At 42.8% G+C, this 12280-nt stretch carries 9 protein-coding genes; 7 read left to right on the forward strand and 2 right to left on the reverse strand.

The features are described 5' to 3' along the window. The first annotated feature begins 155 nt into the window (after positions 1-155). The 5 genes from PN499_RS27610 to PN499_RS27630 all read left to right on the forward strand — a co-directional run bounded on the left by PN499_RS27610 (position 156) and on the right by PN499_RS27630 (position 5337). On the forward strand, positions 156-1841 hold the full coding sequence (locus tag PN499_RS27610) for a 2-isopropylmalate synthase (RefSeq protein ID WP_272036575.1): 1686 nt from the start codon (positions 156-158) through the stop codon (positions 1839-1841). A 154-nt stretch (positions 1842-1995) separates the two neighbouring features. Further along, positions 1996-2811: a hypothetical protein gene (locus PN499_RS27615; protein ID WP_272036576.1), complete on the forward strand. Its 816-nt coding sequence runs from the start codon at positions 1996-1998 to the stop codon at positions 2809-2811. Between the two features lie 2 nt (positions 2812-2813). Then, positions 2814-3614, forward strand: coding sequence for a class I SAM-dependent methyltransferase (locus tag PN499_RS27620; RefSeq protein ID WP_272036578.1), 801 nt, complete (start codon positions 2814-2816; stop codon positions 3612-3614). A gap of 389 nt (positions 3615-4003) precedes the next feature. Next, a complete protein-coding gene (gene surE, locus PN499_RS27625; RefSeq protein ID WP_272036590.1) occupies positions 4004-4807 on the forward strand; it encodes a 5'/3'-nucleotidase SurE in 804 nt (267 codons plus the stop codon). Between the two features lie 131 nt (positions 4808-4938). Beyond that, a complete protein-coding gene (locus PN499_RS27630) occupies positions 4939-5337 on the forward strand; it encodes a hypothetical protein (RefSeq protein ID WP_148288927.1) in 399 nt (132 codons plus the stop codon). Positions 5338-5628: 291 nt separating this feature from the next. On the opposite strand, the gene PN499_RS27635 is transcribed toward PN499_RS27630, so the two are convergent. Continuing rightward, complete coding sequence (locus tag PN499_RS27635; protein ID WP_272036582.1) at positions 5629-7386, reverse strand: ArnT family glycosyltransferase; 1758 nt, start codon at positions 7384-7386, stop codon at positions 5629-5631. 155 nt (positions 7387-7541) lie between these two features. Here PN499_RS27635 and PN499_RS27640 point away from each other — a divergent pair, with 155 nt between their 5' ends. Continuing rightward, positions 7542-9032 (forward strand): hypothetical protein, encoded by a 1491-nt coding sequence (locus tag PN499_RS27640; RefSeq protein WP_272036584.1) that lies wholly within the window; start codon positions 7542-7544, stop codon positions 9030-9032. Between the two features lie 94 nt (positions 9033-9126). Here the strand turns inward: PN499_RS27640 and PN499_RS27645 are convergent, their stop codons facing one another. Then, positions 9127-9807 (reverse strand): hypothetical protein, encoded by a 681-nt coding sequence (locus PN499_RS27645; RefSeq protein WP_272036586.1) that lies wholly within the window; start codon positions 9805-9807, stop codon positions 9127-9129. Positions 9808-10054: 247 nt separating this feature from the next. Between PN499_RS27645 and PN499_RS27650 the strand changes: the two genes are divergently transcribed. After that, positions 10055-12280: DUF4347 domain-containing protein (locus PN499_RS27650; protein WP_272036588.1), on the forward strand; the 2226-nt coding region annotated here is incomplete at its 3' end.

Below are 12280 nucleotides of genomic sequence, written 5' to 3' on the forward strand. Positions count from 1 at the left end.
TCTCTTCCTCTTTCCCTAGCCCCTAGCCCCTAGCCCCTTCTTCTATAATTGGTGATTATCATGTATTTTCCCCTTATTCTTAATACCAGATTTTCCCTATGCTGGAACAAAGTTTCAATCACAACTTAACTCAGGAGGACATCAGTTCTAATACCATGAAAAATCAATCAAGAAAAGACCGGATTATTATTTTTGATACGACCTTACGGGATGGGGAACAGTCGCCTGGGGCTGCCTTGAATGTGGATGAAAAGCTGACGATCGCACGCCAGTTAGCGAGATTGGGCGTGGATGTAATTGAAGCAGGTTTTCCCTATGCTAGTCCGGGGGATTTTGAGGCCGTACAAAAAATCGCTCAGACGGTTGGGGTAGAAGGTGGCCCGACGATTTGCGGTTTGGCCAGAGCTAGTAAAAATGATATTGAAGCAGCGGCTAAGGCTCTAGAACCAGCGGCTAATCGTCGGATTCATACCTTTTTAGCAACGTCTGATATTCACTTGGAATATAAGTTGAAGAAGACTAGAGCAGAGGTTTTGGCAATTGTACCAGAGATGGTGGCTCATGCTAAATCTTTTGTGGAAGATGTGGAATTTTCTCCAGAAGATGCGGGCCGTTCCGATCCAGAGTTCTTATATCAAGTGCTGGAAAGAGCGATCGCGGCTGGGGCGACAACTGTTAATATCCCTGATACGGTTGGCTACACTACTCCCGCTGAATTTGGGGCTTTAATTCGCGGCATCAAAGAAAACGTTCCTAACATCGACCAAGCGATTATTTCCGTTCACGGTCACAACGATTTAGGCTTGGCAGTTGCTAACTTCTTGGAAGCTGTAAAAAATGGGGCTCGGCAGTTAGAATGCACGATTAATGGTATTGGCGAACGGGCGGGAAATGCAGCTTTAGAAGAGTTAGTAATGGCGTTGCACGTCCGTCGTCAATATTTTAATCCTTTCTTGGGACGACCAGTAAATTCTGAGGAATCGCTGACGAATATTGACACGCGCCAAATTTATAAGACTTCGCGTTTGGTTTCGACTTTAACGGGGATGTTGGTGCAGCCAAATAAGGCAATTGTAGGGGCGAATGCTTTCGCCCACGAGTCAGGAATTCATCAAGACGGGGTTTTGAAGAATAAGCTGACTTATGAAATTATGGATGCTACATCGATCGGTTTGACTGATAATCAAATCGTTTTGGGTAAACTTTCTGGTCGCCATGCTTTCCAAAGTCGGTTAAAAGAATTGGGTTTTGAACTGTCAGATGATGAGTTGAATAAGGCGTTTGTTAAATTTAAAGATTTGGCAGACAAGAAGAAAGAAATTACTGATTGGGATTTGGAGGCGATCGCGAACGACGAAATCCACCAACCGCCAGAGCTTTTCCGGGTAGAATTGGTACAGGTTTCCTGTGGCGATCGCGCCCGACCTACAGCGACGGTAACGCTGAGGACACCAACAGGCGAGGAATTAACAGATGCTGCGATCGGCACTGGCCCAGTGGATGCTGTGTACAGGGCAATTAACCGCGTGGTAAACGTACCCAATGAGTTAATTGAGTTTTCTGTACAGTCAGTGACGGCGGGAATTGATGCGATCGGAGAGGTGACAATTCGGTTGCGACATGAGGGTAAAGTATTTTCGGGCCATGCGGCTAATACTGATATTATTGTCGCCTCAGCACAGGCCTATGTCAGTGCGTTGAATCGTCTTTATGCTTCATTGAATCCAGGGTTTCAGACTTCCAATCAGCAAATGATGGGGCTAATGGATGAAATCGGCAACGAAGCAGAAAAGCGAGGTTTAACTCCTGAAATATTAGAGTCTGTTCTCAATGAGAAATAAGCAGCGCTTTGTTGTTGATACCAATGTGGTAGTTAGCGCAAACTTGTAAGGTGGGCGCTCGCCGACTACCATATATAGCTATGAGTTACAAACTTTTTGCGGCGAGCGCCCACCCTACGTTTAATTGTGTCCATCTACTTAGTATGAAGGGCTAATGAGAAATTTGTGGGTACAGATTTTACTGATAAGTTCAGCAATTTTGACTTGTGGTTTGATTGGGTTGAAAAGCGCGATCGCGCAAGAATTGAACCTCGAACTTAGAGCGGTCGATGTTCAACCGAGAGCGTCTGATGAAGAGGTAAAACCCGGTGACTGGAGTTACCCAGCATTGCAGGAAATGGTAGAACACTATGGTTGCTATATTCCTTATCCAGAATGCTATTCGCGATGCCCTCGCAATCTCGCTCGACTGCAAGTTGCTAAACTCATAAATGCCTGTACGGAGCGCGTGAATCAAATTATTGCAGAGGGTAAATCTGAATGGATTCGTAAGTTGGATGTAGATAATCTAGAATGGTTGCAGGAAGAATTTGCTGCTGAATTGGCGACGATTCCACGTTCTATTACTGCTGTTGATTTTGGTGTGAATCAAGTCGCTATTATTGTGCTAAACTCAAGAGCGATCGCGCAACCCGTCAATTCATATATTAAAGCTTCTGAAATGCAGCAAACGGTTTCTGCATTGTCTATTATTTTCCCAAACAGCGAACATTATCAAACACTTAAAGACTTAGTAGATCGCTACGAATGCCTTACTGAGAAAGATATAATACAAGAACAGAGGATTCTATCGAGAACTGATTTTGCCCTAGTTTTAGATAGTTGCGTGACTGAATTAAATAATTTACTAAGACGGCAGATTATTAAAAAAATTACGTTTGACATAGTGAATTTAGAACGATTGCAGGAAGAATTTGCTGCTGAACTAGCGAGGATTCATGGTAATGTTAATAGTGTAGGAACTCATTAAAAATGCAAGATGAAACACTAGAAAAAGAGCGACAATTCCATGATGCTTGGGCATCAACAATTGATGTCGATGGCATTCGAGTCAAAGATTATTTTGAAGCCTGTACAGCCCCAGAAAACCGATTTATCCTCAAACAATTAGGCGATATTACGGGCAAAAAACTCTTAGATTTGGGCTGTGGCGCAGGTGAAAATAGCGTTTATTTCGCTAAAAAAGGTGCGCTATGCGTAGCAACTGACTATTCACCTGGAATGGTAGAAGTTGCTCTGAAATTAGCAGAGACAAACGGCGTGAAAATTGAAGGTTGCACTGCAAATGCGATGGAATTAGAGTTTCCAGATAATACCTTTGATATTGTTTATGCTTCTAATTTATTACACCATTTGCCAGAACCTAAAATGGCTATTAGGGAAATGCACCGAGTCCTTAAACCAGGTGGAAAAGCTTGTTTTTGGGAACCGCTGAAACACAATCCTGTAATTAATGTTTATCGCCGGATGGCAACAAAAGTGCGGACTGAAGATGAGACTCCCCTAGATATTAACATTGTTAAATTTGTAAATTCTCTCTATTCAGATGTGGCTTACGATACTTTTTGGCTGGCTACGCTTTGGATTTTTTTACGTTTTTATTTGATAGAAAGAGTGCATCCGAATCAAGAGCGGTATTGGAAGAAAATTATTATCGAACAAGCAAGATTAGAGCCAGAATATCGGCGGTTAGAAAACTTAGATAACCTTTTGAAGAAATTGCCAGGAACGAAGCGATTTGCTTGGAATTTGGGGGTAGTTGCGAGGAAATAAAAATCGCAGATATACACAGAATATAGAGATTTTTAGTTTAATGGTAATTGGTAATTGGTAATTGGTAATTGGTAATGGGGATACACAGATTTTACAGATTCCTCTGATTTCACAGACTAAACGATCGTGACTCTAACTAATCCGTGTAATCGGTAAAATCCGCGATCATAATTGGTAATGGCTAATAGCTAATTATCCATCTCCCCATCTCCCCATCTCCCCTCTTTCCCTAGTCCCTAGCCCCTAGCCCCTTCTTCATAGGGAAGGAAGCGATCGCGCAGAGAGTTGAGCAAGCAAATCAAAAACAGAAAAACTCTCAGAATTGAGAGGAGGAAATATGGGATAATTGCTCTGGTTTGATATCGTTATTTAATCTATAAAACTCGATGGTGAAACTATTAATTAGCAACGACGATGGCATTTTCGCTCAAGGCATTCGTAGTCTCGCCAACACCCTCGCCGCCGCAGGTCATGATGTTAGTGTAGTTTGTCCTGACAGAGAACGTTCCGCTACCGGACACGGCCTTACCCTTCACCAACCAATCCGGGCTGAAATAGTCGATTCCATCTTTGACCCAAAAGTGAAAGCTTGGGCTTGTTCGGGTACACCCGCCGATTGCATTAAACTAGCTTTGTGGGCATTACTTGAAAAACGGCCAGATTTTGTACTTTCCGGCATCAATCACGGCCCCAACTTAGGAACAGACATCCTCTACTCTGGTACAGTTTCCGCTGCAATGGAAGGCATCATCGAAGGCATTCCCAGCATTGCCTTTAGCCTAGCTAGCTACACTTCGCGGGATTTTCAAGCAGGAGTAAACTTTGCTCAAAAATTAGTAGCGAACTTGATTGAAAAGCCAATGGCAGAGCCAATGTTATTGAACGTTAACATCCCCGCCGTCCAGCAGGCAGAAATTGCCGGAGTTGCGATCGCGCGTCAAGGCATCCGCCGTTATTTCGATATATTTCAAAAACGAGTAGATCCGCGAGGCAAAAGTTATTATTGGCTTGCAGGAGAGTTATTAGAAGAAGTTGAAGAAACCACAGAGCCACCTCTTCCCCATGATATACCAACTGATGTACAAGCAATTCGCCAAAATTACATCACCCTCACCCCACTACAATACAACCTGACTTATGCCGCTGCGCTACATCACCTGCCAGAGTGGAAATTTGAAAGTTTTGGAAACTGAGAAGCGGCAATTGAGCTGATAGGAGCGGTAGACTAAGAAGTAAGGATATGTGCCTCCTCCGAGCTATGCCGTAGGCGTTAACACAGAGTCGCAATTGGTCGTTGGTCTCGCAAACTACAACTAGAACAGTTATGAACGCTCCCACATATAATACTCATTCCGTCACCTGCCCGATTTGCAATCATTCCAGCGTCATAGGCCCCGTTGGGATGTTTAGCGGTTTGTTCACTTGTCCCCATTGCCATTCGCATTTAGTAATTAGCTGGAGTGGCCATTACGTTCGCGACCCCTTCACTATTAAGCAGCTCAAGGTAGGACGGATGCTCAGGCGGCAGAGTAGGCCCTTCGCGCGTATGCAGCGGGACTTTGGGCTCGCCAAACATTTGCCGCTATTGGCTATTCTCGGTAGCGTGGTGTTTTTTGGCTTTACGATCGCGGCCGCTGACCCCTCAAACCAACAACAAAAACCTTTTCAAGACTTATGGGAGTGGGTAAACGGTACTGGGGAATCAAATGCTCCTTCGCCCTAATATTTTACACAGAATTTTTACAAGTAATAAATTGGTTAGTGGTTAGTTGTTAGTTGTTCGTTGTTAGTTGTTCGTTGTTAGTTGTGACCAAAGAAACCGGGTTTTTACGGAATCTGCTGGCTATAACGAAGTATTTTCGTCAAAAAACCCGGTTTCTGGTTCCTCTGCTAACAAAAGTATCCGTAACACGGCCATCTTGGCAGTCAAGAAACCGCCAAGATGGCGGCGTTACGTGAGCCGTGCGTAATCCTGGCAGTTTTAAATTGGGTAGATACTGCTTTTAATTACCAGTTAACTGTTAACTATTCGCGTAACTAGAACCCAGTTTCCCGCAGTTTTTACGACCTTTACATTTTCTAAAGCTAACTTTTTTAAGACGGAGCGATGGAGTAGAAAATAAGGTTGAGGAGAAGTTTGCCACTCGCGTTTTAGTTCCTCAACTTTAGCAGGAATAACACGGCGATCGCTATAAAAATCTAGGGAAGGTCGAGGATAGCGGTGAGAGGTTAAAACTTCCTGACCGGCAGTTGTACCTTGGCGGACAATTTCGGCTACCGGCTTAACAGGATAATCCTCTGCTAATTCCCAAACCCAATTATTCGACATCACCAATAACAGCAGCGAGACGTAAGTTCCCCAAAATAAAATCAAGATAAATTGCCTATCTTGCTGCCGTAAAAGCATAGCCACAATCGCCATAGTCAAGCCAAAAGCTATTAGCACTAGCTGCAAATCTCGTTCAACAGGTGCAAAAGTCTCTCCTAATTTCACCAAACCGCTAAAGTATAGGCAACCCGCTGCTGCAACAGCAGATAGCAGTGCAAAAATAGGCCAGAGAGTGAAGGGGAGAGGGGGGGAGGGGGAGGATGGGGAGGATGGGGAGGATTTAGCTACTTTGCCTCTCCTACCTCCCTCATCTCCCCTATCTCCCCCATCTTCCCTATCTCCCTCATCTTCCCTCTCTCCCTCATCTTCCTTCCTGATATCATTCACTTGCCAAACTTCAGCTAAATAGTGACCAACTACTAAGGCAAAAGCTGGATAAATTGGTAAAACATACCAGGGGAGTTTAGTGCTCATGGCTGAAATTGCTGCCAAATAAATTCCAGTCCAAACTAATACTAATTTTCCCCAAGCAAAATTACGATTTTCTAAAGCTTGCCGCAATCCTAATAACCAAAATAACTGCCAAGGCCAAGCTGACTCTAAAATTTCTAACAAATAATACCAAGGCGGCCCTTTATGATTTCCTACAGGTTCCCAAACTCGCCGCAGAGATTGGTCTAACAAATTAGCACTGAGAAATTGTGGGCCGTAGTGTAGCCATTGGGCAGTATACCAAGCTATTACCGGGAAGATGCCGATCGCGAAACCAGTCCAGAGATACCGAGAAGTGAGGAGTCGGGGAGTATCCCATAGCAAGAAGAAAAACGCGATCGCGCCTAACAACAATCCCAATAAAACGCCCTTAGTCAGGCAAATCAAACAAAAACTAATGCCAGCGCCTAGAGCGTAGCGTAAATTGCGGCGCGATCGCAACACGCACAACACCATAATCAGCAAAAAACACAATACCGCCCCATCCAACATCGCCAAACGCCCATGACGCACCACTGGTAGCAGCGTCAGGCACACCAAAGCCGAAAAAATCGCACTCAGCCGTTGCTGAAACAACTCCCGCCCAATAGCATAAAGCAAGGGCACAGAACTTGCTGCCAGCATCGCTGGTGCCAGCCTAGCCATCCATTCATTCACCCCGCCAACAGCAAAGCACAGCGCTATTAGCCAATGTACCAATGGCGGCTTATTCAGATACGGCGTACCCCCTACCGTCGGATACAGCCAATTTAAGTCCCCACGCCACATCTCGCGGGCTACCTGTCCCGCAATGCCTTCATCCCAATCTCGCAAAGGCAAACCGCCGAGATTTATTGAGAATATGAGTACAGCCGCCGCCAGCAACCCTACCGCCCAAAACAGATCGATCCAATTGCCACTTACGAGAGTTTTGAACTTGTCAGTACGCCGACGAAATATTTGACCAGACATAAGTAAAATTAGGGTAGGCGGATGTAGTAGATACTGACATCTTGCACTATTCTTCGCAAAACTGTAAAAACATTAACACTAAGCTGTTAAAATTATTATAAAACCCCCTTAGCAATTAGCAATTAGCCATTAGCCATTAGCCATTAGCCATTACCATGAACTTACCTGTAATTTTAGATATTGTCATCGGCTTAATTTTTATTTACCTCAGTTTAAGCTTGCTAGCCACAGAAATTCAGGAAATGATCGCCACAGTTTTGCAATGGCGGGCTGAACATTTAAAGAAATCAATAGAAGTCTTGATCTCAGGCGGCAGTGACACTCTAACAGATGAAGCTGAATTTCAACGAATAAAAAACTTGGCTAATCTTATTTATGACAATCCGATCGTCAATGACCTGAATCAAGAAGCGAAAGGCCCCCTATCGAAAATGTTCCGAAATATCACCCATCAAATCGGCGCATTGTACCGCCGGATCACCAAAACTGAAAATGCTTTTGGCGATAAATCTAGCGGCCCTTCCTACATTGCCTCTGCAAGTTTCTCAAGTAGCTTGCTGGACAGTCTCAGAATTTCGCCTTTAATCAAATCTATTACCGAATCCCGGTTAGAAAGATTTAAAGATCGACAGTTAGCAGAAGTTAAGTTTATTGTAGACAATTTGAAATTAGGAGAATCAGTTCAGCCAATTTTAGATATGGAATTGACCTGGCTGCAAAAGGAATTTAATAAAATTGTGGAAGACTTCAAGAAAAATCAGGCAACTCTTAGCGATAGCATTGATAGAATTTCTGAGAAATTAGGTATCTACGTTCAAAATTCTCAAGTTTATTTGCCTGAAAGCGAATTAGCTGGCAGAGATTTTCAGTGGCAAATGGGATTTTTGAAATCGAGTTTAGATAGTTATGCTGACCGGAAAGTGCTACTACTTGAATTACAGCCAAGTTTGAGTAATTTCTTAAATTCGATTAGGAAAACTAGAGAAACTCAAGAAACAGTGCAAGAGATTGTCGAAGCCAAAGAAGATAGTCCAATTTATAAAGAAATTCAAGAAATAATTAATAGTATGCCAGAGTCTTTGAAAAAAAGTTTATATATTCTGGCAAAGCGTGCCGAAAAAGATACAGCACAGACCGACCAAAAATTTACTAAATTTCAGCAAGAAATCGAAGCTTGGTTTGATCGTTCTATGGAGCGTGCTGGTGGCGTTTATAAGCGCAATGCTAGAGGAGTTGCTCTTTTGATTGGGACTACAATCGCTATTGCTACTAATTCTGATACATTATATATTGTGGGCAATTTGTCAACAGATTCTCTCATGCGTGCTACTGTGAATAAGTATGCAGATGAGATAGTTACGCGCAACTCTATACCAAATCGAGATAATTTCGCGCAAATTCAAACAGATGTCAATCAAGCTTTAGAAAAATTATCATTACCTATTGGTTGGAATTCCAATAACCTCAAAAATCAAGAATTTGATGGTAGGGAATGGCCTTTATTTAGCAAAAGAATTTTTGGCTGGATTTTGAGCGGTATAGCTATCTCTATGGGTGCTGCTTTTTGGTACGATATTCTTAACAAGATTATCAATGTTCGTAATGTGGGTAAAAAACCACCATCATCGACTGATAATCCGTCTTAAAATTAATAGGACTTACGCATAATTGTTGGTAACACCGTCGGGACGGGGCGTTAGGGGATCGGTGCGTAAGTAATATTTCAATTAAATTGCTGTATTAAAGCAAAATGCTCTCAAAATATGTCTCAATAGGCTTAGGCAAGCATGACTCTTCTATTTCTTTAGTTTCGTGTAAAAAATTAAATATGGGTGAGTCCAATAAAACTACAATAATTCCTTCTTCGTCTTCTTCACGGATTACATAAAATCTTTCATTACTACCTACTTGAGATAGAATAACATTTAGCATTAAAAGAAGTTTTACTATAACAACCTGCCATTTCAAACAGTTGTGAATAAATGACGATCTAAATTTTGCAGGGCAAATCAAGAAATCACCTATATTGCTAATCAGATGAAGATTTCCCTCAAAATCCTCATATTCATTTACATCCTCCATGATAATACCATATCTTCTTAGACTCTTGCATAAGTAATCATCTTCAAATATCATGGGTGGATATTCATACAAATCCTCTTTATCGAAAGAAAAGCAACGATGTGGAGGTAAGGGTCTGTATAGATACAAAAATTCATCACCATCGTCCATCGCATTACACATAAGCTCATCTGCTTCGGGTGATAATGGTATATACAATGTGTCCAGTTTCTTATATCTTCCGTCCGTTAACCAAACTGAATTATTATTCAACTGCAATGCCTGAACGATCGGAACTACAGTTGGATTTTCATAAGAATAAAAATCCAATTTTTCCAATTTTTTCACAATTTCTTTCATGGCATATTTTTATAGAATTTTTATCGATTAGACTATAATCTGAATTTACTTACTTTTAACAGGTGACATTATACCATTTCTTAAAAAATAGACTAAAATAGCAACTTACGGTGAAAGGAAAATAATCATACTTTGTGCATAGTGCCAATCGCAACTATGATGCGCTAGGGTGTTCTCTGACAAAGCTGATGTCCTTACTCAACGAGGGCTGTATCTACCAGTAAATGCCCTTAATGGAGTATCCACAATGACCTATACTGTAGCTTCAGAAAACACTCTGCCTTCAATTCAAAATCTCTCTACACACTCTTTAGTCTTTATCGACTCTGCTGTAAATGACTCCGAATTGCTTGCTAGTGGGATGCTTCCAGGGGAACAGGTAATTATCCTCGATCGCAACAAAAATGGTATCGAACAAATTACTTCCGAAATCAAAAAATATGCCGCAAATTATGGTACAGTTGACACCGTTCAGATTTTGTCTCACGGTAGTCCCGGTTGTCTTTATTTAGGCAATTCTCAACTGAGTAGCGACACTCTTCAACAATATCAAAGCCAGTTGCAGCAGTGGAAATCCGCCCTAAGTGACAAGGCAGATATCATGCTTTATGGGTGCGATGTCGCGGTCGGAGTTGGTGCGGATTTTGTACAGCAATTAAGCCAAATAACCGGGGCTGACGTTGCCGGTTCTACGAATATAACTGGCAGTGGTGGCGATTGGAATTTAGAGTTTACTCAAGGAGAAATTGAATCATTTTCAGCTATTACTCCACAGGTAATGCAGGCTTATAAAGGTAGTTTAGCTAGCATTATTGTTACCAATACTAATGATAGTGGAGCTGGTTCGTTAAGGCAAGCGATCGCCTCGGCTGCGGTTGGGGATACGATTCAATTTGCCCCTAATCTTGCAGGTCAAACTATTACTCTCAGCAGCGGCCAGCTCGATATTCCAGTTGGCAAAAACCTAATTGTTGACGGAAGTGGAGCCGCTGGTTTAACTCTCAGCGGTAACAACTCCTCTCGCGTCTTTTTTGTTAATGCTAATGTTGTTACTCCCTCAACTTTTAGCCTCAAAAATATCACCGTTGCTAACGGTAAAACAACCAACAGAGGCGGCGCGATCGGCACAACTGACGAAGTAACTTTAACAGTAGAAAACGTTCAGTTCAACAATAATGTTGCCGATCTGGGTGGCGGTGCAATTTTTGCCAATTTCAATAATAACCTAACAGTAACGGGCAGTAAATTCAACGACAACATAGCAACAGGAGGCAATGATGAACGCGGTGCAGGTGCAATCGGTTTCTTGAGTTCTAAAAATTTTACTGTCACCAACAGCGACTTCACGAACAATAAAGGAATTAACGGCGGTGCAATTAACAGCCTTAACGGTAAGTTAACAGTTGAAAACTCGCGATTTATCAACAACGATACTAACTCTGCCGTTTTTGCTACAGGCAAACCTAATGACTTTTTAAGAGGTTATGGCGGGGCAATTTACACCGATCGTGCTAGTTCAACTGACGAACCCTCTGGGACAATTCGGATTACCAAAACTGTGTTTCAAGGTAACACGGCTAAGGGAGGAGGAGGAGCAACCCATCTGTTTACGGGAGCGCAAGATAATGTAATTATTGAAGACAGCACCTACAGAGATAACAAGGTTGTAGCACTTACCGGAGGAGAAGGTGGAAATGGCGGCGGTTTGTATGCAATTAGCAATAGCTTAAATAAGGGTCTGACTATCAAGAATACTACCTTCGCTAATAATACAGCCGAGGGTCAGGGGGGCGGTTTGCGGATGGATAAAGCGCCCACGACAATTAGTAATAGTACCTTTTCTGGCAACAAAGTAACGGGGACTGGGTTTAGCAATGTCGGCGGGGGAATGGTGCTTTACGGCTCTGCTACCATTACCAATACTACTATTGCTAATAATGATGCCGGATGGGTTGGTGGCGGTGTAACGGTGGCAAGTGGCGAACAAGTTACTCTCCAAAATACGATTTTCGCTAATAACACTGCACAAAATCAATTCAAGATTCAGCAAAATGCGGCTGGGAACTTTATTAACGGCGGAAATAATCTGCAATGGCCGGATAAGCTTACAAATTTCGGCAACGATCAAAATGTTTTCCCAGGAATTACTATTGCTGACCCTAAACTTGGCCCATTGCAAGATAATGGTGGTGGCATTTTTACCCATGCTTTGCTGATAGGAAGTCCGGCAATTGATACGGGAAATAATGCAACTGCACCTGCTACTGACGAGCGAGGAGTTAGTCGGCCTCAAGATGGTGATAATAATGGGAGTGCGATCGCAGATATTGGAGCTTACGAATTTTCGCTAACACCTGCACCTACGCCAACGCCAACCCCTGCACCCACGCCAGCGCCAACACCTGCACCCACACCAGTACCCACGCCTGCACCCACACCAGTACCAACACCTGTACCCACACCAGTACCAACA

Origin of the sequence: Kamptonema animale CS-326 (genome assembly GCF_028330895.1) — a bacterium.
GTDB lineage: Bacteria > Cyanobacteriota > Cyanobacteriia > Cyanobacteriales > Microcoleaceae > Kamptonema > Kamptonema formosum.

Coding starts and splice junctions, on each gene's coding strand:
- PN499_RS27610 (WP_272036575.1), top strand. CDS start 156: ATGAAAAATCAATCAAGAAAAGACCGGATTATTATTTTTGATACGACC.
- PN499_RS27615 (WP_272036576.1), top strand. CDS start 1,996: ATGAGAAATTTGTGGGTACAGATTTTACTGATAAGTTCAGCAATTTTG.
- PN499_RS27620 (WP_272036578.1), top strand. CDS start 2,814: ATGCAAGATGAAACACTAGAAAAAGAGCGACAATTCCATGATGCTTGG.
- PN499_RS27630 (WP_148288927.1), top strand. CDS start 4,939: ATGAACGCTCCCACATATAATACTCATTCCGTCACCTGCCCGATTTGC.
- PN499_RS27635 (WP_272036582.1), bottom strand. CDS start 7,386: ATGTCTGGTCAAATATTTCGTCGGCGTACTGACAAGTTCAAAACTCTC.
- PN499_RS27640 (WP_272036584.1), top strand. CDS start 7,542: ATGAACTTACCTGTAATTTTAGATATTGTCATCGGCTTAATTTTTATT.
- PN499_RS27645 (WP_272036586.1), bottom strand. CDS start 9,807: ATGAAAGAAATTGTGAAAAAATTGGAAAAATTGGATTTTTATTCTTAT.